This is a genomic window from Corallococcus sp. AS-1-12 (assembly GCF_020036995.1).
In the GTDB taxonomy this organism is placed as follows: Bacteria; Myxococcota; Myxococcia; order Myxococcales; family Myxococcaceae; genus Corallococcus.
In genome coordinates this window covers 66,302-89,226 of record NZ_JAIQDD010000024.1, presented here as the reverse complement: position 1 = coordinate 89,226, position 22,925 = coordinate 66,302, and the positions used below count along the sequence as shown (strand labels likewise).

The following is a 22,925-nucleotide window of genomic DNA, read 5'->3' as shown; positions in this document are numbered from 1 at the left end:
CGATTCCACGCTGCGTGAACGCCCTGTGCAGGGCGCCACATCCCGGGACGTCAGGCGCGCAGGCGCAGCCGGAGGGGCCCGCGCGCGGTGGACGGGTCCACCACCCGGCCCCCCTGGACGATGTCCAGCACGCCCCGCGCGACGAGCCTGCGCGCCGCCTCGCGCACGGGCTCCATGCACGCGCGCCAGTCCTCCCCACCCGACGCCCAGGCGACCTCCGAGGGGCACACGGTGGCGCCGCCCGCCCGCTGGGAGAGCAGCTCCAGGATGCGCGCCTCCCAGGGGGAGTCCCGCGCCTGGGTCCGCTTCCCCCGGCACGCGTCCGAGCAGTAGCGCACCTGTTCCCAGTCGCGCGCCCACTTGCGGCGCCAGGTGATGTCCCGGCCGCAGACGGCGCAGGGCTTGGGGGGCGGGGGCGAGGCCATGTGCCCCCATCGATGCGTCCCGCCCCGCCGGATTTCAACCCCGACCGACGCCAGCGCTCGCGCACCCGGAGGATTCAGCCCAGCGCCGCCTCCACCTCCAGGGCGCGGTGCGCGTACGTGTGCTCGGCCAGCACGCGCCGGAGCGCGGCCTGTCCCATGCGCCGCGCATCCTCCGGGGTGAGGCGCCGCAGGTGCTCGGTGACCTCTTCACCGGAGCGGGCCACCAGCACCTCGCGGCCGGGCTCCAGGAACTGCTCCACCCCCTCGAAAGCGTCGGTGATGAGACAGGCCCCCGCGCCCGCGGCCTCGAACACGCGCGGGGCCGGTGAGAAGCCGAAGCGCGCCATGCTGTCGCGGTGGAGGTTGAGCACCGCGCGCGCCGAGCAGTTCAGCGCGTTGTGGTCCTGCGTGTAGACGTGGCCCAGGCGCCCGACGTTGGCGGGCACGACGCGCTCCTCCCAGCCGTTGCCGCCCAGGAGCATGCGCGAGCGGGGCAGCGCCTCCGCGACCTTGAAGAAGCAGGCCTCCACGCGCGCCTCGCGATCCGGCAGCCGGTGGCCCAGGAAGGCCAGGTCACAGGCGAAGCGCGCCTCGGGCGCCGCGGGGTGGTGCGTGTCCGGGTCCACCGCGGGGGGGATGGACACGCAGTGCCTGGCTCCCAGCTCGCGGTACGCGTTCACCACCGGCGCGCCGCCGCCGGACGTGAGGATGTGGTCGAAGCGCGGGATGCACTGGCGGAAGAGGTGGTGGGCGTCCTTCGCCACGCGCTCCAGCGTGGCGGGCGCGCTCAAGTCCCAGAACACCACCTGCGTGCCGGAGCGGCGCAGCTCCAGCACGCGCGAATCCAGGTACGCGTCGAGCGCGCCCACGTCACTGGCCTTCACCACGACGTCCACGCCGAAGGCGTCATCCAGGCACTCGTCCACCGAGCCCAGGTTGTTGGAGTAGACGACGACGCGGGCCCAGTCCGGCGCCTGGAGGTCGCGGTGCTGCTGCCAGCCGGAGACGTCCGGTTCATAGACAGTGACCTGGTGGCCACGCGCGTGAAGGGCGCGGAGCAGGCCGCGGTAGCAGGTGGCCGCGCCGTTCCACCAGGTGGACACGACGCTGGCACCGAAGAAGGCGATGCGCAGGCCATGGCTCATGCGAGGACTCCTTCCGAGGACAGCGGATGGAGGGCGGCGCCAGACATCCCCAGCTCCTGACAGATGACGAGCAACGCCTCCACCCGGTGCGCGCAGGTGTGCCGTGACAATACCGTGCGCAGGCCTGCTTCCGCGAAGGCGTGCCGCATCTGCGCGTCCGAGACCAGCGCGGACAGGTGGCGCCGCATCTCGGCGCCGTCCCGGGCGACGAGGTAGTCCCGGCCCGCGGTGAAGAGCCCATCCGAGTCCTCCCAGGGGGACGACACCAGCGGGATGCCGCACGCCAGCGCTTCGAAGGGGCGGATGGTGGGGATGCCGGGCAGCAGCGTGGCGTAGGGCCGCCGGGGGATGTGCACGGTGACGCGCGCCTGGGAGAAGGCCAGGGGCACGCGGTGGTTGGGCAGCCAGCCGGCGTACTCGATGCCGGCTTCGAAGAGGGCGCGCAGGACTGGGGCCGGGTAGCGCACGCCGTGCACCCGCGCGGAGAGGCCCAGCTCGTGCACCGGCTCCACCAGGAACTCCTGCAGCTCCTGCGTGCGCTCGTCATCCCCCCCGTTGCCAATCCAGACCAGGTCCCGCACCTCGCGGTTGCGCGGACGCGGGTGGAACACGCGCACGTCCGCGGCTTCATGCCAGGTCCATGCGCGCTGGGCCCAGCCCTTCTCCAGGTAGAGGTCGCGCAGCACGTCCCCGGAGGCGAGCACGCCGTCGTAGCGGGACAGCGCGTAGCGGGCCATCGACCCGGGCGCGCTGACACCGCGGTGCCAGGTGTCGTGGAAGAGGAGGCGGAAGCGGCCGCCGTCACGCCGCTTCGCGCCGATGCGGCGCACCAGGTCCGGCGGCGTCCAGGCGTGCACCAGCACCAGGTCCGCGTCATCGAGCACGGTCTCCAGGTCCAGCGCTTCGGGCGCGTAGCGCTCCGGACGCACGTGCGGGTAGAGGGCGCGGACCTCGTTGAGCACGGCCACGCCGTGGGGCTCCTCCAGCAGACACTGGAAGCTGCGCGAGTCCTCGGGTTCGAACACGCGCACGGAGTGGCCTCGCGCGGCCAGCTCCGTCACCACGCCGCGCAGGAAGTGGGCGTCTCCATGGTTCCAGTCCGACAGCAGGGAGTGACAGAAGAGGATGACACGCATGGATGGACGGCTCCTCGGGCCCACACCGCCGCGTCCATGGGCCCGGTCGGGAAAACGGTAAACACCCCGCCGTCCGGTTCACCCCTCCCTGATGGCTTGTCTGGGCGCCAGCCTTCGCGCCGCCACCTCCCCACCCTCCAGGGCCCCTTGCCCATGAAGTACGAAGGGCTTCGTTGACATCTACGAAATCGTTCGTATAACTATCCGTAGGAAGCGGTGAGGAGAGAGGAAGCCATGAGCCGAGGAAAGCTGCCGCGACCCACGGATGCCGAGCTGGCCATCCTGCGGGTGCTGTGGGACGGGGGCGCGCGCACGGTGCGCGAGGTCCACGAGACGCTCCAGGACGGGAGCGGCTACACCACCGTCCTGAAGACGATGCAGATCATGACGGAGAAGGGGCTGGTGACGCGGGACGAGTCCCAGCGCGCGCACGTCTACAGCGCCCGGCTCCCCCGGGAGAGCACCCAGCAGCAGTTGGTCACCGACCTGGTGGACCGCGTGTTCGGCGGTTCGCCGGCGCGGCTCGCCCTTCAGGCCCTGTCCACGAAGAAGACGTCCCCGGAGGAGCTGGCGGAGCTGCGCCAGTTGCTGGATTCGCTGGAGAAGGAGTCGGGGTCATGAACGGTCTCATTTTGGAAGCGGTGGGTTGGGGGCTCGTGCACCTGGTGTGGCAGGGCGCGTTCGTGGCGGTGGCCCTGGCGCTGGCGCTCCGGTGGGTGGGGCGGCGTTCCGCGAACCTGCGCTACGCGCTGGCGTGCGGCGCGCTGGGCATCATGCTGGCGCTGCCGGTGGCCACCGCGTGGCGGCATGCCTCGCGCGCGACGGAGCTCCGTCCGGCGCGCACGGCGGTCGTCCCGCGGCCCGTGGCGCCCATGCCGGTCCCGGTGTCCGCCGCCGTGGCGCGGCTGCCCGCGTCGCGTCCCCTGCCCGTGAAGGAGGCCGCGAGGCTGCCCCGGCTGGACGAACTGTTCCAGCAGGTGGGCGAGCACCTGCCGTGGCTGGTGCTCGCGTGGGGGCTGGGCGTGGCGACGTCGTCGCTGCGGCTGCTCAAGGGCTGGATGGGGCTGCGCCGGCAGGTGGACGAGGCGGTGCACGCGTCATGGGAATGGCAGCGGCGGCTGGAGGTGCTGGCGCGGCGGATGAACCTCACGCGTCCGGTGCGCCTGCTGGTGTCGTCGAAGCTGGACGTGCCGTCCACGCTGGGCTGGCTGAAGCCGGTGGTGCTGGTCCCCACGGCCACGCTCACCGGGCTGGCCGTGCGCGAGCTGGAGCTGGTGCTGGCCCACGAGCTGGCCCACATCCACCGTCACGACTTCGCGGTGAACGTGGTGCAGACGCTGGTGGAGACGCTGCTCTTCTACCACCCGGCCGTGTGGTGGATGTCCCAGGTCATCCGCGTGGAGCGCGAGAACTGCTGTGACGACCTCGCGGTGCGGCAGGGCCCCGGCGCCCTCCCCTACGCCCGAGCGCTCACCGCCCTGGAGGCGCTGCGGTTGCAGGGCATGGACGCCAGCGGGCCCGCGATGTCCGCGCTGGGCGGTTCGCTGAAGGACCGCGTGCGGCGGTTGGTGGTGACGCCCGCGTCGCGGTGCTCGTCGCGCTGGGCGGCGGGGGTGTCCATCGTCACGCTGGCCAGCAGCCTGGCGCTGGCGGTGCCGCTGACGGCGCTCGCCGTGCAGCACCCCGCGAAGGTGCCGGAGTCGAAGGCCCTGGCGTCTCCTGCCGCGAGCGCCGCCGTGGCACCAGCCCCGCTCGCGGTCCCCCAGCCGATGCCGCTCCCGGTCCTCGCGGCGCCCCCTGCTCCGCCCCCGGCGCCCGCTCCGGTCATCGCGCCGGTTCCGACCCCCGGGCCCTCCTCGAAGGAGGCGGCTCGCGCGGCGAGGAAGGCGTCGGACGATGCCGACGAGAAGACCCGCGTGGGTGTGGATCCGTTGAGCGTGGACCAGCTCGTCGCGCTGAAGATCGCGGGCGTCACGCCGGAGGTCGTCGAGCGCATCTCCGCCATGGGCTACGAGCCCACCGTGAACACGCTGGTGGGCTTCCAGCATGCCGGCGTCACTCCGGACTACGTGAAGTCCATGACGGACCGCTTCGGCCGGTCCATCTCCGCCGAACAGCTCATGGCCCTGAAACACCTGGGCGTCACGCCGGAGTGGCTGAAGCAGATGGCCGCCCTGGGCTTCGACACGGTGGACTCCGACGACCTGCTGTCCGCGAAGGCGCTGGGCATCAACGCCGCGTGGCTCAACGAACTGAAGGCCGCGGGCTTCGGGAAGCTGAGCCTGGATGAAGCCGTGCAGCTCCGTGCGCTGGGTGTCGACGCCAGCTACCTGCGCGAGCTGGAAGGCGCGGGCGTCAAGCCCACCACCGTGGATGAGCTGGTGCGCCTGCGCACCGGCGGCGTGGACGCGGACTTCATCCGCCGCATGCAGAAGCCCCGGAAGTAACCCCTCCCTTCCCCTCCCAAGCGGCCCCACCGCGCGCGCCTTCCCGGGCGCGCGGGAGGGCCGCGCCTTGCCCGAAAAGGAGTCGCCGTCATGACGTCTCGCCTGTCTCCGTGGCTCACCCTGGTCTTGATGCTCTTCACCCTTCCCGTCCTCGCCGCTGACGCACAACGCACCGGCACGTGGGGGGCGTCCGTGAAGGAGCAGCAGTTGCATCTGTCATTGCAGCCCAAGGACAGACCGGATTCGCACCACGGCTTCTCCGCGCCGCTCGCCGACTTCCAGGGGCTGTCCACCGCGGACGGCAGCAGCGCCCCCTTCAAGCTGGTCCGCGAAGCGGGCACGTTCGACTTCGAGGGCCGCTTCAAGGACGAACAGGGCGTGGGCACCTGGCGCTTCACCTCCGACGCGAGCTTCACGAAGAAGCTCGGGGAGCTGGGCATTCCCAAGCCAGACGCGGACCAGCAATTCCTCCTGGCCATCCTGAACGTCGGCCCGAAACGCGTCCAGGCGCTCGCGGCCGTGGGCCAGAAGGTGACCACGGTGGAAGAGCTGGTCCAGGTGGGCATCTTCAACGTCACCCCGGAATACGTCCGGACCATGGCCGCGGAGGGCTACCCGAAGCTGACGCACGAGCAGCTCGTGAGCTGCCGCATCCACAACGTCACGCCGGAGCGCATCCAGGGCCTCGCGGCGCTGGGGTTCAAGGGCCTGCCCCTGGACTCACTCCTGTCCATGAGCATCCACGGCGTGACGCCGGACTTCATCCGCGAGATGCGCGGCCTGGGCTTCAAGGACCTGAGCGCGGAGGAGCTGGTGTCCATGCGCATCCACGGCGTCACCGCCGCCTTCGTGAAGGAGATGCGCGACGCGGGCTACGAGAACGCCACCGCGCAAGACTTCGTCTCCATGCGCATCCACGGAATCGACTCCGTCTTCGTCCGCTCCCTGTCCAAGAAGCGCAAGTAGCCAGGCGCGGTGTCCTGGTCTCCCCTCCATCATCCGGCGCCACCGCGTGGACCGCGTCCATCGACTCCGTGAAGGTCTGGAAGCCGGGCCCGGGCATGAGCGGGCAGTAGGCCTTCTGTCCTGACGCGGACGGCGCACGTAAGGCCGTCCGCGCCTTTCACTCCGTCGTACCTTCCTCATGCTTTTCGGTGTATCCCTGGCTCCCCCCTCAACGGGCTTCCCCCCTGCCCGGCCCATCAGGAGCGCAGCCATGCATCACAGCCGACTCAGCACGTTCGTCATCGACTGCAAGGTCGAGGACCTCGAAGCCGCCACCCGCTTCTGGAGCGCGGCGCTGGGACGGAAGGCTAAGCCGGTGGATCCGGACTCGCCCCACTACCGCGAGCTGGAGGCGACGGACGCCGAGCCCTCGCTGCTCCTCCAGCAGGTGGAGCACGAGAGCCGCATCCACCTGGACATCGAGTCGGATGACCTGGACGCGGAGCTGGAGCGGCTGGAGGCCCTGGGCGCGAAGCGCGTCGCCTACGTGAAGCGCTGGTGGGTGATGGAGGCCCCCACGGGCCACCGCTTCTGCATCGTCCGCCCGCAGCGCGGTCCCCTGGAGGGCCGCGCCAACGTGTGGGACGGCGAGGGCCGCTAGAGGCGCCCGCCCTCGCCCGGGCCCAGCGCGGCCTGGAGCAGGTCCAGGAGCCCCGGCCACTCCTCGGCGGACAGCCACAGCCCCTCCGGCGCGTGCTCCACGGTCATCCGCAGGGAGGAGGACTCGAAGAGGCGCGCCGCCAGGGCGCCCTCCTTCGGCAGCGCCCCCTCCACCCGGAGCACCTGCCCGTCCCAGGCCAACCCCGGCGGCAGCAGCTTGCGCGCCAGGGCCTGGAGCGCGGCCCTCCCAGCCCCCGTGCGCAGCGCGCCCATCAGCAGGGACGAGGCGCCGGGGGACTCCTCCAGCTCCACCCGGCCCGGCGTGGCCAGCCACAGCGTGTAGCGCCCCCCGGCCAGCTCCACGCGCTGGGGGGTGGCCTCCACCCGCAGCTTCCAGCCGCGCACGTCCAGCCGCAGGTCGTACACGGACGGGGTGGTGTCCCAGGCGCGCAGGGTGAACCCCTTCACGCGGCCCAGCACGCCCCTGGACAGCGCCTCCACCCGCGCGTGCGACAGGCGCACCCGCCGCCCGGCCACGTCCACCGCCACCTGGTTGGACAGCCCCGCGGGCAGGGCCTTCGCCCACGCGACCACTCCGTCCAGCATTCCCGTCCACGGCTGCCCCGCCATCGTGCGTCACTCCCTGGGGGCCCGGCCGGGGCACCCGTCCAGCGCACAATGGGGGACGCGGGCCCCCCGTGCAAAGCGCACGCGCGGTGCTACGGTGCGCCCCGTGCCCCAGAGCGAGTCGCTGTCAGAGCGGGTGGAGCGGTTGGAGCTGCCCTTCAACGAGTACGGGGTCGACCCGTACGGCATCTCCAAGAAGCACCTGAAGCTGGCGCTGGAGTTCTTCGCCTTCCTCTACCGGAACTACTTCCGGGTGCGCTGCACCGGCGTGCAGCACATCCCCAAGAGGGGCCGGGGCATGCTGGTGGGCAACCACTCCGGCGGCGTCGCGGTGGACGGGATGATGGTGCTCACCTCCACCCTGCTGGAGATGGACCCGCCCCGGCTGGCGCAGGGCATGGTGGAGCGCTTCATCCACAAGTTCCCCGTGGCCTCGCTGTGGGCCAGCCGCACCGGCCAGTTCACCGGCCTGCCCGAGCACGCCGTGCGCCTCCTGGAGGACGACCGGCTGCTGATGATTTTCCCGGAGGGCGCCCGGGGCACCGCGAAGCTCTACCCGGACCGCTACTCGCTGGTGGACTTCGGCACGGGGTTCATCCGGCTGGCGCTCCAGACGCGCTCGCCCATCATCCCCTTCGCCTTCCTGGGCGGCGGCGCGGCCATCCCCACGGTCACCAACGCGTACGCGCTGGGCAAGCTCCTGGGCATCCCGTACGTCCCGCTGACGCCGTACCTGCTGCCGCTGCCCCTGCCGGTGGGGCTGGAGATCCACTACGGCGAGCCGCTCGTCTTCGAGGGCACGGGCGACGAGGAGGACCACGTCATCCAGGGCTACGTGGACCAGGTGAAGGCGAGCATCCAGCGGCTCATCGAAGACAACCGCGCCGAGCGCAACCTGCGCCGGGCCCGGAGGCTGTTGCCATGAGGGTGTTGATCGCGGGCATCTCCGGCGGCATCGCGCGCAGGCTGGCGCTCAAGCTTCGGGACAGCGGCCATGAGGTCGCGGGCATCGACGTGCGCCCGTGGCGGGACGCGCCCAAGGGCATCGACATCCACCCGGTGGACATCCGCAAGCGCGCCGCCGAGGACGTCTTCCGCCGCTGGAAGCCGGAGGCCGTCATCCACATGGCCACGGTGACGGCGTTCACCGTGCAGGGCCACGAGCGCGGCCGCATCAACCTGGACGGCACCAAGGCGCTCTTCGACCACTGCGCGGCGCACGGCGTGAAGCAGGTGCTCTTCGTGGGCAGGCACACGTTCTACGGCGCGGCGCCGGACTCGCCGCTGTACCACAGCGAGGACGAGCCCCCTCGCGCGCTGGAGGCCATCCCGGAGCTGGCGGACCTGGTGGCCGCGGACCTGTACGCGGCGACGGCGCTGTGGCGCCTGCCGGACGTCACCACCGCGGTGCTGCGGCTCGTGTACACGCTGGGCACGCCGGGCACGGGCACGCTCGCGAACCTCCTGCGCGGCAAGCGCGTGCCCATGGTGCTGGGCTACGACCCGCTCTTCCACGTGCTCCAGGAGGAGGACGTGGTGACGGCGCTGCAGTTGGCGCTGGAGAAGCAGGTGCGCGGCATCTTCAACGTCGCGGGGCCCGCGCCCATGCCGCTGTCGGTCATCATCAAGGGCACGGGCCGCACGCCGGTGCCGCTGCCGTCGCCGGTGCTGTCGCTGCTCCTGGGCCGGGCGGGCTTCCCCCGGCTGTCCGTGGGGGCCACGGACCACCTGCGCTACCCCATCGTGGTGGACAACAAGCGCTTCCTGGAGGCCACGGGCTTCCACGCCGCCTACGACGAGGGCCGCATCCTGCGCGCGTACGCGGACGCGCTCCCGGTGGACCGGGCGGGTCATGGCGGCTGAGAGCGTGGCCGGCGCCTCCGCCGCCACGCCGGGCCTGCAGCGCCGGGTGGAGGCGGTGGTGTTCCTCACCGTGTTCCTGGACCTGGTGGGCTTCGGCATCGTCATCCCGATGCTGCCCTTCTACGTGCAGTCCATGGGCGGCTCGGCGCGCACGGTGGGCATCCTGCTGGGGTGCTTCAGCTTCACGCAGTTGCTCGCCACGCCGCTGCTCGGGCGCTACTCGGACCGGCACGGGCGGCGGTCGGTCATCCTGCTGAGCCTGCTGGCGAACGCGGTGGCGATGGCGCTGTTCGCGCTGGCCAGCCACCAGCGGCTGCTGCCGCTCCTGTTCGCGTCGCGCATCCTGGCGGGGGCCACGTCCGGCAACATCGCCGCGTGTCAGGCGGCGCTCGCGGACGTGACGACGAAGGAGACGCGCGCGAAGGCCATGGGGCGCATCGGCGCGGGCATCGGCCTGGGCATGGTGCTGGGGCCCACGCTGGGCGGCCTGTTCTCCGGCCTGGGGCCGTGGGTGCCGCCGCTGCTCGCCGGAGCCCTGGCGCTGGTGGGCTTCGCGGGCGCGCTCCTCGCGATGCCGGAGACGCACCCGGTGGAGAAGCGCGTGGCGGCGAAAGCCCAGACGCGCGGGTCCGCGCTGCGGGACGCGCCCCAGCGCAAGGCCCTGGGGATGGTGCTGGGGTTGTTCTTCGCGGTGTTCCTGTCCATGACCACGCTCCAGGTGGCGTTCGCGCTGCTGGTGCAGGCGCGGCTGGGCTGGGGCTCCAAGGAGGTGGGCTACACCTTCGCGGTGGTGGGGGGCCTGGGCATGGTCATCCAGGGCGGGCTGATTGGCCCGCTGTCGCGCGCGGCGGGTGAGTTCCGGCTGCTCATCTGCGGAGCGCTCCTGCTCGCGGGCGGCATGGCGGGGCTCGCGGTGTCTCACCAGGCGCTCGCGATGATGGCCTCCGTGGTGCTGGTGGGCGTGGGGACGGGCTTCCTGCAGCCCTTGATTTCCAGCCAGGCCTCCCAGGTCGCCCCGCCGTCCCAACAGGGCGCCGTGCTGGGTCTGGCGCAGTCGTGCGGTGGGCTGGCCCGCACGGTGGGTCCGGTGGCGAGTGGCTGGATGTATGCGTCATGGAGCACCCAGGCCCCCTTCCTGACGGGCATGGTGTCGGCGCTCGCGGCGGCGGTGCTAGGCGTGCTCCTCCATCGGGAAACCGGCGGCGACGCGGGGCGCTAAAGCCTTTCAGACCCACCCGGGTCCCTGCCTTCCCGGCAACGCCATACCTCCTTTGGGGGGCTTGTCTTCACCCGACCCGTGGGAGCAGTCTTTTGCTCACGAGGGGGCGGTGAGGCCATCACTCCCGGGGGGTAGTGCTTGCCATTGGCGGGAGAAGTCGCGCTGCTGGATGCGTTGGACCGTCAGGCCCGGCGCCGGGCGGAAGGCATCGCGACCCTGAGCGTGTTGGAGGGACCGGAGGCCCTGGGGGGGACCCTCTGGAGTCAGTGGGCGGCGCGGCACGGGCTGACGGTGGTGGAGGTGTCCGGGGAGGACCCGCACGAGGCGGCGCTGGGGTGGGCCCGGGCGCTGGCGGCGACGCGGGACCTGGGAGCGGACGCGGAGGCGCTGGCGACGTTCAGCCTGACGGCGGCGAATCCCAGACACACGCCGGTGTTCCGGGGAAAGACAGCCCATGAGCGGCGCGTGTTGCTGGACGCGCTGCCGCCGCCCGCGGTGCTGGCGGACGCCACGTGGGCGCTGTGCCGGGAGCTGGTGATTGGCCGTGAGGCGGTGGAGCCAGGAACGCTCCCGGAGGCCGTGCGCACGGCGTTCGCGAGGAACCCGGGCGCGGGGCTGCGCGCGTTGCACGCGCTGGTGCCGCCCGGGCAGGCCCCCGTGGTGCGAGTGGCGGTGGGGGAGGCGCCATCGTGCCGGGGGCTCCAGGTGGCGGGGGCGTTGAGCAGCGCGGTGCCGGCGCTCGCGGTGGCGTGCGTGGTGTCCAGCGAGGCACTGGGGGCGTTCCTGGCGGGCGGGGAGACGCGGCTGAAGGCGCTGGTGCGCGAGGGCCTGCTGGAGGTGCCGGAGGAGCCCTCCGAGACCGCGAGCGCGGTGGCGACGCTCCGGAGGCTGGAGCGCGCGGGGGCACCCGAGCAGCAGCGGGTGAGCGCCGCCGAGGTGGCGCTGGCGGTGCTGACGGGCGCGGGCGAGGCGGGCGCGGACCGGGCGCGGAGCAAGGCGGAGGCGTACCTGCGCGACCGGCTGGAGGAGCACCCGCGCACGGCGGGCCTCTTCGAGCTCAACGCCCGGCTGCGCCCCGAAGACAGGCGCAGTTGGGAGGTGGACCTGCTGTGCCGCTCGCTGCGCATCGCGGTGGAGATCGACGGCTACCACCACTTCCAGGATCCGGAGCGGTTCCGCCGCGACCGGCGCAAGGACCTGGACCTGCAGCGCGAGGGCTACTGGGTGTACCGGCTGCTCGCGACGGACGTGCTGTCCCGGTTGGAACACATCCTCCACACCCTCGACACGTTGATTGAAGCCCGCGGGCACGCGCCTGGCGGGCGGGAGCCACGACATGGACACCGACACTCCTGATACCCGGATTCAGGGCTTGGCCCTGGCCTGGCTGGCGACGCGCTCGGAGAAGAAGGCCGGCACGCGCAACGAGCTGGCGAAGACGCTGCACGCGTTCGTGGAGCACCGCTGGAGCCGGGGCGAATGGACCGGCCGGTTCGACGCGCTGCTGACGGAGCTGCTGGAGGACAAGCTCGTGGAGGCCCGGGGCCGTTCGGGGCTGGCGTTGACGGGGGCGGGCCGTCAGCAGGCGTTGAAGTTCCTGCGGGTGGACTCGCCCAAGGGGCTCACGTGGAAGCGCGTGAAGCAGCAGCACCTGCTGGCGAAGGGGCTGGGCCTGCCGGGCTCCAAGTCCGCGCTGGGGCGCTTGTCGGACGCGGACGGCGTGCGGGCGCTGGTGATCAAGCGGGCGCACCAGGTGGAGGGGCCGGAGACGCCGACGCTGGCGCAGGTGCGAGACCGCCTGCTGTGGCGGCAACTGGGCGTGGAGACGGACGAGGCGTTCACGCTGCGCGCGGTGCAGGCGCACCTGCTGGGCAAGCTGCTGGACCAGGAGGTCCGCGACCCGAAGCGCGGCGTGGAGCAGTTGGCCGCCCGCGCGGTGGGGGCGCCGCGGGTGGACGCGGAGGTGGTGCGGATGGCGGCGCTGCGGCAGTGGGTGCTGGCGGAGGCGGACAAGGTCTCCGCGCCCAGGCCGAAGCCCGTGGAGGCGCCCGTGCAGCCACTGCCCACGGATACCGCGTCGTTCGCCACGCGGGTGCTGGACGCGGCGAGGGGCATCCCTCCCTCGGGCCGCTTCGGGGACAACAAGGTCTTCATCTCCCACGTGTGGAAGGCGTTGCAGCCCGAGTGGGCGGACCGCCCGGCGTTCAACGAGGCCCTGCTCGCGGCCAACCGCGCACGCCAGTTGTCGCTGGGGCGCGCGGACCTGTTGTCGGCGATGAAACCCCAGGACATCACCGAGTCCGAAGTGAACTCGTACGGCGCCACCTTCCACTTCGTCGTCCTCTAGCCACCCTCTCGTTCAGGAGCCTCCCCATGTCCAAAGACGCCCGCCTGCAAGCGTTCCTGTCCGATGGCCCCGAGGTCTTCAACAGCGTCCAGCAAGGCCAGACCCTGTGGAAGCGGGATCCTTTCGACGTGCCCTCCATCAACGCCCCCGCGCGCGCGGCGTTCGAGCGGCTCGTGAAACGCGCCACCGCGCGGACGCCCCCGGAGGACGGGAGGATCCTCCTCCTGAAAGGGGACTCCGGCAGCGGCAAGACGCACCTGGTGCGCGCCTTCCGCAACAGCGTTCACGAGAACGACAGGGGTTACGTCGGCTATCTGCCCATGACCGTGGATGTGGCGCAATACGACCGCTACATCCTGTCGGAGGTCATCGACTCGCTGGAGAAGCCCTATGACCACGGGCGCGTCGAAGACTCGGGGTTGATGCTGCTGTCCGAAGCGGTCTTGAAGCGTTGCACGAACATCTTCGCGGCCAACATCCCCGGGGAGGACGTGCTGGATGACGACTCCCTGCACGGCAACATCCGCGCCGTGGCGGACGACCTGCACGCGGATCCGGTGTTCCGGCAGATTGACGTCAACCTGCTGCGTGCCCTGCTCTGCCTCCAGCGCCGAGAAGCCCGAATCCACCACCGCATCGTCCAGTGGCTGCGCTGCGAGGAGATGTCGCCGGAAGACCGGGCCATCATCGGGAACCTGGTCCCGCGCAACACCGAGGAGTCCCCCAACCGGATGCTCATCCAACTGGGGCAGCTCATGGGGATCTTCGGAAAGGCGATGGTCCTCTGCGTCGACCAGGTGGAGGACATGAACGACTTCGAGCGGAAGCCACAGATGGAGCACTCCTTCCGCCGCGCCATGAGCACCCTGGTGTCAGTGGCCGCCGAGGTGCCATCCGCCATCGTGGTGGTCTGCTGCCTCTCCGACTTCTGGACGGCGATGCGCGAAAAGCTCACCCGGTCGATGAACGACCGCATCGAGCGCAATCCCGACCCCGTGGACCTGGAGCTCAACGTCACCGCGCAGACGGGGCGGGACATCGCGGCCCGCCGGCTGAAGTCCCTGTATGAACAGCAGGACATCGCGTTCAACCCGGCCCAGCCCACCTACCCCATTCCGCCCCAGGGCTTCGAACTGCTGAGCGGACAGCGGACGCGCGACATCCTGAACGCCTGCCACCGCTACCGGGAGCAGGCCATCCAGGACGGCAAGCTGCCGGCGGCGTTCCCCCTGCCGGAGAAGAAGCAGCCTCCCGCGAAGGGAGTCACCGTCATCACGCAGACGCCCCCTGCGCCGGACCTGGATCAGGCCTGGACGGACTTCAAGGCCCGGTTCAAGGAGCGTGTGCCGGAAGAGGACGCGGAGATCGCGGCCCTGCTCGACTGGGGCATCCAGGTGAGCGCGGAGGAGCTGGGAGGCGCCACCCGCTTCCGGGTGGAGCCCCTCGGGGACGACGCGCTCGACGTCACGCTCCAGCCGGGGAACACCCACCTCTACGTCGCGATCTGCAACACCACCTCCCGGGGTGGACACCTGGCGAGGCGGATGGAGAGCGCCATCAGGGCCGCGAAGAAGAGCCTGCCGGTGCTCGTGCGCTCCACGGAGTTCCCCGGGGGCCTGGGCACGCTGGTGGCGGACCAGACCGCGGTGCTCCACCGCAAGGGCGGCAGACGCGCGGTGGTCGGCCCCAGCGACCTGCGGGAGCTGCTCGCGCTGAAGGCGTTCCGCAAGCAGCACGACGAAGCCGCGTTCCTCGGCTGGAGCCGCGTGGCCCGCCCCGTGACGCGGCTCCAGGGCATCACGGACCTGCTGGCCCTGGAGAAGTACACGCCTTCCACCACGGTGGCCGTGGCGTCCGCCACGCCCGTGCCCAGCAAGGCTGGCACTTCAAGAGAGGCCTCCGTGACGGACGGGGTCAACGAATGGGAGGTCACTCCCGCGGGCCCCATCCTGCCGCACACGCCAGAGGAGCCCACCCCCACGGCCGTCGCGGAAGAAGCGCCCAGGCCCCCGAAGAAGGGCGAAGGGACCAAGGCGCCGAAGAAGGAGGAAGGCCCCAAGGGCCAGATGCGCGTGGGCGTCTCCGAAGGCGTCTTCACCAACACCGTCTACGTTCAGGCGGATGAGCTGAACAAGCACAGCGCCTTCCTCGGGGGTCCTGGCAGCGGCAAGACGACGCTCGCCCTGAACCTCATCGAGCAGTTGGTGATTCAAGGCGTCCCCGCCATCCTCGTGGACCGCAAGGGCGACCTCGCCGCGTATGCGCGCGACGAGTCGTGGGAGGAGGAGCTGGACGACCCGATGATGGTCGAGCGCCGCAAGCTGCTGCGGGAGCGCGTGGACGTGGCGCTCTACACGCCGGGCCGCTCGGACGGACGCCCGCTGTCGATTCCGGTGGTGCCCCGGGGGCTCGACAAGCTCTCGCCCGAGGAGCGCGACCAGATCCTCCAGCAGGCGGCGGACGCCCTCTCCACCATGCTGGAGTACAAGAGCAGCCAGAAGGACAAGGCCGCGAAGGCCCTGCTGGCCCTGGCGCTGCGCCTGCTGGTGCAACGCCCGTCCGGCAAGGAGATCACCCTGGACCTCATCCAGCGCTTCGTCGCCGCGCAGGACATGACGCTCGTCCAGGAGGCGCATGGGCTGGATGACAAGGTCTTCATCAAGCTGGCCCAGGACCTGGCGACGCTGCGGCTCAACGCGCAGAGCCTGCTCTCCAACACCGGGGAGAAGCTCGACATGAACGAGCTGCTGGGGCTGGGGGCCGCGAAGGTGCCGGGCAAGACGCGGCTCACCATCATCAGCACCAAGTTCCTGGGCGGACTGCACAGCTCGCTGTTCTGGGTGTCACAACTGCTGGTGGAGGCCAACCGCTGGGCCAGCCAGCACCCGTCGCCCAGGCTCCAGGCGGTCCTCCTCTTCGACGAGGCGGACATCTACCTGCCCGCGGTGGGCATCCCCGCCACGAAGCAGCCCATGGAGAACCTGCTCCGGCGAGCGCGTTCGGCCGGCGTCGGCGTGATGCTCGCGACGCAGAGCCCCGGCGACCTGGACTACAAGTGCCGCGACAACGTGCGCGCCTGGTTCGCGGGCCGGGTGAAGGAGGAGACCGCGCTCCGCAAGCTCAAGCCCATGTTCTCGGAGGCGCGCGTGGACGCTTCGGTTCGCCTCCCGGCGCAGAAGACAGGTCAATTCCATGTCCTGCGTGAAGGTCAGGTGGAACAGCTCAAGGCGGACCGGAACATCATCAAGACAGAGCAACTGTCCGAGGAGGAAATCCTCCAGCTCGCGCACCGCTCCGGGGAGCAGGGCATCCGCAACGCGGGGTGAGTCCACCCGGGTCGTGCATCCAACACACCCCAGGCATTTGAGAGCCTTTGCGCCCACCCACGGACCTTCGCGCGCGCCAACGTGCCACCATCGCCAGGCAGCTCCCCCTCTCTCCTGGAGACACCATGCGCCGTTCATTGATGCTGGGTCTTGCCGTCGTCGGACTTCAGTTTGGCTGTGGAATGGATGAAGCCGAGCAGCGCGCGGCCTCGGAGCCGGAGAGGCGCGTGGACGCGCTCTACCGCTGCACGACCGACTCCTTGACCATCTATTACAGCGACGCCACGTACACGACGCAGGTCGGCTCGGATCGGTGCTTCTGCGGCAGGGCTCCCTTGCGAACGGGCCAGATGACCGAGTACGCGCTCACGGGATTCAGTGAGGACTGCCCCGGGTTCGCGCCGGCGGCCCAGTAACCCTCCGGCACCGAAGCCCGCGGGCAGGGGGGCGCTCCCCTCCCGCGGGCGCAACCGGCCCCCGAGCAGAGCACCGTCCCCGCGAGGCTTCTCGCGGCAGTGACTCCCATACTTCCTCCAAGTGTCTTTCATGGAGGGATGGGAGGAATGGCCGTACGACAGGGCCAGGACTGGACCTCGCGCAGGCGCCCCACGCCCGAGGGTGCCTCGTCCATCCAGGCCCTCGACGCCCTGGAGCGCATCTCGGACGCGGTCTTCGCGCTCGACCGCTCCTGGCGCTTCACCTACCTCAACGCGAGCAGCGAGTGGCTGCTGCGCCGCCCGCGAGAGGAGCTCCTCGGGCGCAACGTGTGGGACGAGTTCCCCGAGGCGCGCGGCTCCGTGTTCGAGCAGGAGCACCAGCGGGCGCTCACGCAGCAGGTCCACGTCGCGTTCGAGGCCTACTACGCCCCCCACGATGCCTGGCTGGACGTGCGCGCGTACCCCTCCTCGGGAGGCCTCACCGTCACCTTCCGGGATGTCAGCGCCCGCGTCCGCGCCGAGCATGCGCGGCACGAGTCGGAGAAGTTCCTGCGCGCCACGCTCGACTCGCTGTCCACGCACATCGCCATCCTGGATGGCCAGGGCGCCATCCTCGCCGTCAACGCCGCCTGGAGGCGCTTCGCGCGCGACAACGGCTGTCAGGACGCGGACCGCCGCTGCGGCGTGGGCGCGAACTACCTGCGGGTGACGGAGGCCGCGCGCGGCGCGAACGCCAGGGAGGCGGCCTCCGTGGCCCAGGGCATCCGCGACATCCTCGCGGGCCACCGCGAGTCGTTCCTCCTGGACTACCCGTGCCACGAGCCCGGAGGAGGCAAGCGGCGCTGGTTCCTGCTGCGCGCCACGCGCTTCATCGGGTCAGGCCCCATGCGCGTGGTGGTGGCCCACGAGGACATCACCGCCCGCCACGAAGCCGACGAGGCGCGCAACCGGCTGGCCCGGGAGGAGGCCGCCCGCGAGGAGGCGGAGGCCGCGCGCGAACGGATGAACGCGGTGCTCGAGCGCATCACCGACGGCTTCGCCGCGTTCGACCGGGACGGGCGCTTCACCTATGTGAACCGGCCCGCCGAGGCCCACTTCGGCCTCCAGCGCGAGGTGCTGCTGGGCCGGCGGCTGGAGGACGTCTTCTCCATCGACCACGGCCCGGCCATGGAGGCCCTGGTGCGCCGGGCCTCCGCGGCGCAGCACCCCGTGGAGGAGGAGCAGCCCTCGGTCGTGGACAACCGCTGGCTGCGCGTCGTGGCGTACCCGTCCCCGGAGGGGCTCTGCGTCTACTTCCGCGACATCACGGAGAAGCGGCGCGTGGAGCTGTGGGGCCGCTTCCTCTCCGACATGGGCGCCGCCAGCACGCGCTCCCTGGACTGCGGGGAGGTGGTCCGCACCGTGGTGACGCTCGCGGTGCCCACGCTCGCGGACGGCTGCGCCATCGCCACGCGGGGCGGCTGCCCGGAAGAGGGCCCCTCCACCGAGGTCACCGCCGTGACGCCCGAACTGGCGGACGCGCTGCGAGCGGCGTGCGTCCCCGGGGCCCCAAGCGCCCTGGGACGGACCGTGGCGCGGGCGGTGCACACGGGGGCCGGCGTGCTGCTGTCAGGGCCCGCCGCGGACAGCCCCGGCGTGGAGTCCGCGGTGGCCGTGCCGCTGGCCTTCCAGGGCCACTCCCTGGGGGAGCTGCTGCTGGTGTCCACGCACACGGGCCTGCGCTACGGCCAGGAGAGCCTCCCCCTGGTGGAGGAGCTGGCGCGGCGGACCGCGCTGGCGCTGGAGAACGCGCGGCTGTACCGCACCGCGAAGCAGGCCGTCGCCGCGAGAGACGAGACGCTGGGCATCGTCTCCCATGACCTGCGCGCGCCGCTGAACACCATCTCCCTGCTGTCCCGCTCCGCGGAGCGCAGCCTGAGCCGGACGCACGAAGAGGCGAGCGCCACGGAGGCCCTGCGCAAGGTCCGCCTCGTGGTGGGCAACATGGAGGGGCTCATCGACGACCTGCTGGAGGTGGCGCGGGTGGAGTCGGGGCACACGCTGCTGGACCTGGAGCCGCTGGACGTGCCCCCGCTGCTCCACCAGGTGCAGGCCCTGAACGAGCTCCTGGCGGCGGACAAGGCGCTGCGGCTCGACGTGGAGACCGGGCCGGACCTCCCCCGGGTGCGCGCGGACCGGGCGCGCCTGGTGCGCATCTTCCAGAACCTGGTGGGCAACGCCATCCGCTTCACCCCGGCCGGGGGCCGCATCCTGCTGAAGGCCGAGCGCCAGGGGGAGCAGGTGTGCTTCCGCGTGGTGGACTCGGGGCCGGGCATCGACCCGCGGTCGCTGCCCCACGTGTTCGACCGCTTCTGGCAGGCCATCCACACGCGCAAGGCAGGCGCCGGGTTGGGGCTCGCCATCGTCAAGGGGCTGGTGGAGGCCCACGGCGGCCGGGTCTGGGTGGAGAGCCAGCCGGGCCACGGCGCCGCGTTCTTCTTCACGCTGCCCGGCACCCCGTGACGCCCCTCCCCGGGCGCGGGCCCGGGTCTAGTATGGGGCCATGCACTTCGACGGCGCCCTGCCCGCCTCCCGCCAGGCCTGAACATGTTCTCCACCGTCTCCGTCGATGGCGTCGTCCAGCGCTGGGAGGACCTGCGCCTGCACGACTTCTCCCAGGGCTTCTTCTTCGGCGCGGGCTTCTTCACCACCTTCCGCATCGACGCGGGGCAGCCGAGGTTCCTCGCGCGGCACCTGTCCCGCCTGCGCGGGAGCCTGGACGCGTTCCCCACCGCCGTGCGCGCCCCGGCCCCCGCGCTCCTGCGCGAGGACGCCGTGCGGGAGGCCCTGGGCCGCTGCCTCGCCGCGGAGCCGGCGATGGGGCCCCGCTTCACCGGCGTGGGCAAGCTCGCGGTCAGCGACGGCCACGTGCTGTGCACCTTCCGTCCGTTCCCCGCGGAGCTGGAAGCCCTGCACCGGCAGGGCCGCGAGCTGGAAGGCGTGGAGGCCAGGGCCTACCGGCGCGCGGAGCGCACGGTGAACCACAAGGGCCTCTCGTACTTCCGCCAGCACGCGCTGCTGCCGTGGCTGCCCGTGCTCACCAACGAGGCGGAGGAGGTCTGCGAGCTGCCCACCGCCAACCTCTTCGTGCAGGTGGACGGCGCGCTCGTCACCCCGCCGCTGTCCGCGCCGTGCCTGCCGGGCATCTCCCGCGCGGTGCTGCTGGCCATGGCGTCCGTGGAGGGCCTGCCGGTGGTGGAGCGCGTGCTGCCGCTGGCGGACCTGGCCCGGGCGCAGGCGTGCTTCTACAGCAACGCGGTGGCGCTGGCCGTGGGCGTCCCCCGGCTGCTGGGCCGGGAGCTCCCGGACAGCCTGCGGCTCGCGGAGCGGGCCCGCGCCGCGCTCGAGGCCCGGGCCATTCGCGAGGGCTGAGCCCGTGGCACACTTGGCGGCCATGACGACCCGCTCGCTCATCATGGTCCCCCGCTGGGCTGGAAGCCCCGACACGGACTTCTACCCCTGGCTCACCGCGAAGCTGCGCACGCCGCCCCTCTTCGACACCGTCCGCGCGCTGGACATGCCCACACCGGGCGCGCCCACCGTGGACGGCTGGGTGTCCACGCTCGCCAGGGAAGCGGGCCCCGTACCCGCGCCCTCCACCGTGTTCCTGGGCCACAGCGTCGGCTGTCAGGCCGTGATGCGCTACCTGTCCGCGCTGCTTCCGGGCCACACCGTGGAGGGCGCCATCTTCGTCGCGGGCTGGTTCGAGGTCGACACGCCCTGGGACACGCTGCGGCCGTGGCTGGACACGCCCATGGACTTCGAGCGGATCCGCGCCGCGCTCCGCCGCTGCGTCGTGCTGCTGTCGGACTCCGACCCCTTCACGTCCGACTTCCGCCGCAACACGCGCCTCTTCGAGGAGCGGCTGGGCGCGGAGGTGCGCCTCGTCCCCGGGGGACGGCACTTCAACAACCCCCAGGAGCCCGCCGTGCTGGCCGCGCTCCAGGAGCGCTTCGGGGCGCGCTGAGCCGCCGGCGCCAGGGCCTGCGACGCCTCGAAGGAGCTTTCGCGGGGGCCGGGAGCCATTAACCTGGGGGACATGTCCGCTCCCTTCGTCTCCCGTGTCCCCTTCGAGGCCGCCCACCCGAAGACCCTGGCCGTGTACTGCTCGGACGGGCGCTTCACCGAGGCCGTGGAGGACCTGGCCCGCCACCTGGGCCACCCGCGCATCGACACGCTCACGATTCCTGGCGGCCCCGCGCTCCTCAACCGCTGGGCGTCGGACTACCTGGAGAGCGAGGGCTTCACGAAGGCCGCCCGCTTCCTCATCGAGGGTCATCACATCGAGGACGTGCTGCTGCTGGCGCACGCGGGGTGCGGCTACTACCACGCGAAGCACAGCGCGCTGGGGCCGGACATCGCGGTGGAGCAGCAGTTGAAGGACCTGCACTTCGGCGCGAAGGAGCTCCAGACGGCGTACCCGCACCTGCGCATCCACCTCTACTACGTGCGCCCCCACGGGAAGACCCTCGAGTTCGAGCCCATCCCCCGCGAGGGCTGAGCCCGAAGCGACAGGCGTCCGCCGACCTGATACGGGACGCCCGTGAAGACACCCAACGCAGGCAGGGCGCTCCTGGCGTTGTCCCTGGGAGGCTTTGGCATCGGGACGACCGAGTTCGCCACCATGGGCATCCTCCCGAGGATCGCGAGCGGGCTCGGGACGACGATTCCCCGGAGCGGACACGTCATCACCGCCTATGCGCTGGGCGTGGTCGTGGGGGCGCCGCTGGTCGCCATCGTGACGGCGCGGATGTCGCGCCGGGCGCTGCTGCGGGTGTTGATGGTGGCGTTCACGCTGGGCAACACGGCCTCGGCGCTGGCGCCCACGATTGAAACGCTCATCGCGGCCCGGTTCATCGCGGGCCTGCCGCACGGGGCCTACTTCGGCGTGGGCTCCGTCGTGGGCGCGGAGCTGCTGGGGCCCGGGCGCAAGGGGCGCGCGGCGGCGCTGATCATGGCCGGACTGACGGTCGCCAACATCGTCGGCGTCCCGGCGGCGACGTTCCTGGGGCAGCAGGTGGGCTGGCGCAGCACGTTCCTGCTGGTCGGTGCCATCGGGCTGGTGACGCTCGTGGCCCACTGGCTGTGGGTGCCGCACGTGGCGACGCTGGGAGGCAGCAGCATCCGGCGGGAGCTGTCCGCGCTGAAAGAGCCGCAGGTGTGGTGGACGTCGCTGGTGGGCGCGGTGGGCTTCGGAGGGCTGTTCGCGGTCTACAGCTACATCGCGCCGACGCTGACGCTCGTGTCGGGGCTGCCCGAGTCGGCGCTGCCGTGGGTGCTCGCGCTGTTCGGCGTGGGCATGACGGTGGGGGCGATGCTGGGCGGACGTCTGACGGACCATTCCGTGTCGCTCGCGATGTGGGTGGGGTTCGGCGCGACGACGCTGGTGATGGGCCTGTTCGCGCTCACGGCGCGGTCGCCGTGGGCAGCGGTCCCGCTGGTGTTCCTCATTGGCATCGCGGCGCAGTTCCTCGCGCCGGCGGTGCAGGTGCGGCTCATGGAGGCCTCGCCCGGTGCGCCCTCCCTGGCCGCGTCGATGTCCCACTCCGCCCTGAACATCGCCAACGCCGCGGGAGCGTGGCTGGGCGGCCTGGTCATCGCGGCGGGGTATGGCTACCTCGCGCCGGCCTGGGCCGCCGTCGCGCTCACGCTGCTCGGAGCCGCCCTCTTCGCGGTCGCGAACCGCGCCAGCGGCCGTCCCGCGCCGGCACAACCCGAGCACGCATAGGCATTCGAAGCGGCGAGGCAGGCGCGAGGAAAGAAGCTCTGAGCGCCCGCACCGCGTGGTTGGGGTACCTGTTGGATGAAGCCGTCCGCATGGCGGAGCGCGCGGGCTTGATTCGACTTCAAGACTCGCCTTTGCGCGTGCGCTCACTTCTGGCCCAGGTGGCGGATGTGGGCCCGCGTCATGACACCTGCGAAGTGCAGCAACGGGTGCTCCAATCCCAGCACCGCCACTCTTCGAGCATCATCCTCGCCGATGCTGGAGATGACTCCACCCGGACGCTTCGGCGCTGCCGCACCCATCGGTTGCGTCCAATCAGCCGAGTGAAGCTCCCGCCCCCTTCGCGCGTGCAGAACCGCGAGCGTCGGAGCTTGCTGCTGCACCTTCCCAGGCGCCTGTACGCCCGGCGTTGGCAGGCCGAGAGCTTCTTCTCCAGCCTCAAGCGGCGCTTCGGTGACGTGCTCGCGGGGCGTACCTGGCGGCAACGCGTCCGCGAAACACTCCTGCACGGCGTGCTGCACAACTGTGCACTCCGCAAGGTCGCCTGAGGATCTCAACAGAGCAAGCGCCCCTCACCGGATGCC

21 protein-coding genes are annotated in these 22,925 nt (G+C 71.6%); 17 read left to right on the top strand and 4 right to left on the bottom strand.

Translation table 11 applies throughout. From position 1 onward, the window contains the following. Positions 1-50 precede the first annotated feature (50 nt). The 3 genes from K8556_RS29295 to K8556_RS29285 all read right to left on the bottom strand — a co-directional run bounded on the left by K8556_RS29295 (position 51) and on the right by K8556_RS29285 (position 2,706). Positions 51-425 (bottom strand): DUF2256 and DUF3253 domain-containing protein, encoded by a 375-nt coding sequence (locus K8556_RS29295; protein WP_223743417.1) that lies wholly within the window; start codon positions 423-425, stop codon positions 51-53. 74 nt (positions 426-499) lie between these two features. Beyond that, positions 500-1,570, bottom strand: a complete 1,071-nt coding sequence (locus tag K8556_RS29290) for a glycosyltransferase (protein WP_223743416.1) — start codon at positions 1,568-1,570, stop codon at positions 500-502. Beyond that, the gene (locus K8556_RS29285; protein ID WP_223743415.1) at positions 1,567-2,706 is read right to left on the bottom strand and encodes a glycosyltransferase; all 1,140 of its coding nucleotides are present in this window, start codon (positions 2,704-2,706) and stop codon (positions 1,567-1,569) included. The genes K8556_RS29290 and K8556_RS29285 overlap by 4 nt, the downstream gene beginning before the upstream one ends. A 234-nt stretch (positions 2,707-2,940) precedes the next feature. Between K8556_RS29285 and K8556_RS29280 the strand changes: the two genes are divergently transcribed. From K8556_RS29280 to K8556_RS29265, 4 genes are all read left to right on the top strand, one after another. Further along, a complete protein-coding gene (locus tag K8556_RS29280) occupies positions 2,941-3,327 on the top strand; it encodes a BlaI/MecI/CopY family transcriptional regulator (protein ID WP_223743414.1) in 387 nt (128 codons plus the stop codon). Next, complete coding sequence (locus tag K8556_RS29275; RefSeq protein WP_223743413.1) at positions 3,324-5,153, top strand: M56 family metallopeptidase; 1,830 nt, start codon at positions 3,324-3,326, stop codon at positions 5,151-5,153. The genes K8556_RS29280 and K8556_RS29275 overlap by 4 nt, the downstream gene beginning before the upstream one ends. 90 nt (positions 5,154-5,243) lie before the next feature. Then, positions 5,244-6,119, top strand: coding sequence for a 4-hydroxy-3-methylbut-2-enyl diphosphate reductase (locus tag K8556_RS29270; protein ID WP_223743412.1), 876 nt, complete (start codon positions 5,244-5,246; stop codon positions 6,117-6,119). 250 nt (positions 6,120-6,369) lie between these two features. Then, complete coding sequence (locus K8556_RS29265; protein ID WP_223743411.1) at positions 6,370-6,759, top strand: VOC family protein; 390 nt, start codon at positions 6,370-6,372, stop codon at positions 6,757-6,759. Here K8556_RS29265 and K8556_RS29260 read toward each other — a convergent pair. Beyond that, on the bottom strand, positions 6,756-7,364 hold the full coding sequence (locus K8556_RS29260) for a hypothetical protein (protein WP_223743410.1): 609 nt from the start codon (positions 7,362-7,364) through the stop codon (positions 6,756-6,758). The genes K8556_RS29265 and K8556_RS29260 overlap by 4 nt on opposite strands. Positions 7,365-7,482: 118 nt before the next feature. On the opposite strand from K8556_RS29260, the gene K8556_RS29255 reads away from it, so the two are divergent. The 13 genes from K8556_RS29255 to K8556_RS29195 all read left to right on the top strand — a co-directional run bounded on the left by K8556_RS29255 (position 7,483) and on the right by K8556_RS29195 (position 22,889). After that, a complete protein-coding gene (locus K8556_RS29255) occupies positions 7,483-8,310 on the top strand; it encodes a lysophospholipid acyltransferase family protein (RefSeq protein WP_370639983.1) in 828 nt (275 codons plus the stop codon). Further along, the gene (locus tag K8556_RS29250; RefSeq protein ID WP_223743408.1) at positions 8,307-9,248 is read left to right on the top strand and encodes an NAD-dependent epimerase/dehydratase family protein; all 942 of its coding nucleotides are present in this window, start codon (positions 8,307-8,309) and stop codon (positions 9,246-9,248) included. The genes K8556_RS29255 and K8556_RS29250 overlap by 4 nt, the downstream gene beginning before the upstream one ends. Continuing rightward, a complete protein-coding gene (locus K8556_RS29245) occupies positions 9,238-10,467 on the top strand; it encodes an MFS transporter (RefSeq protein ID WP_223743407.1) in 1,230 nt (409 codons plus the stop codon). The genes K8556_RS29250 and K8556_RS29245 overlap by 11 nt, the downstream gene beginning before the upstream one ends. 144 nt (positions 10,468-10,611) lie before the next feature. Beyond that, complete coding sequence (locus K8556_RS29240) at positions 10,612-11,823, top strand: endonuclease domain-containing protein (protein ID WP_223743406.1); 1,212 nt, start codon at positions 10,612-10,614, stop codon at positions 11,821-11,823. Further along, entirely contained in the window at positions 11,804-12,814 is a 1,011-nt protein-coding gene (locus tag K8556_RS29235; RefSeq protein WP_223743405.1) for a hypothetical protein, read from the top strand. The genes K8556_RS29240 and K8556_RS29235 overlap by 20 nt, the downstream gene beginning before the upstream one ends. A gap of 26 nt (positions 12,815-12,840) precedes the next feature. Next, the gene (locus tag K8556_RS29230; RefSeq protein WP_223743404.1) at positions 12,841-16,140 is read left to right on the top strand and encodes an ATP-binding protein; all 3,300 of its coding nucleotides are present in this window, start codon (positions 12,841-12,843) and stop codon (positions 16,138-16,140) included. Positions 16,141-16,265: 125 nt separating this feature from the next. Then, on the top strand, positions 16,266-16,556 hold the full coding sequence (locus tag K8556_RS29225) for a hypothetical protein (protein WP_223743403.1): 291 nt from the start codon (positions 16,266-16,268) through the stop codon (positions 16,554-16,556). Between the two features lie 147 nt (positions 16,557-16,703). Next, complete coding sequence (locus tag K8556_RS29220; RefSeq protein ID WP_223743402.1) at positions 16,704-19,079, top strand: PAS domain-containing protein; 2,376 nt, start codon at positions 16,704-16,706, stop codon at positions 19,077-19,079. Positions 19,080-19,163: 84 nt separating this feature from the next. Further along, a complete protein-coding gene (locus K8556_RS29215; protein WP_223743401.1) occupies positions 19,164-19,988 on the top strand; it encodes an aminotransferase class IV in 825 nt (274 codons plus the stop codon). Positions 19,989-20,010: 22 nt separating this feature from the next. After that, on the top strand, positions 20,011-20,583 hold the full coding sequence (locus tag K8556_RS29210; RefSeq protein WP_223743400.1) for an alpha/beta hydrolase: 573 nt from the start codon (positions 20,011-20,013) through the stop codon (positions 20,581-20,583). A gap of 72 nt (positions 20,584-20,655) precedes the next feature. Then, the gene (locus K8556_RS29205) at positions 20,656-21,117 is read left to right on the top strand and encodes a carbonic anhydrase (RefSeq protein WP_223743399.1); all 462 of its coding nucleotides are present in this window, start codon (positions 20,656-20,658) and stop codon (positions 21,115-21,117) included. 42 nt (positions 21,118-21,159) lie between these two features. Continuing rightward, entirely contained in the window at positions 21,160-22,344 is a 1,185-nt protein-coding gene (locus tag K8556_RS29200; RefSeq protein ID WP_223743398.1) for an MFS transporter, read from the top strand. Between the two features lie 71 nt (positions 22,345-22,415). Next, entirely contained in the window at positions 22,416-22,889 is a 474-nt protein-coding gene (locus tag K8556_RS29195) for a transposase (protein ID WP_223743397.1), read from the top strand. Positions 22,890-22,925 lie beyond the last annotated feature (36 nt).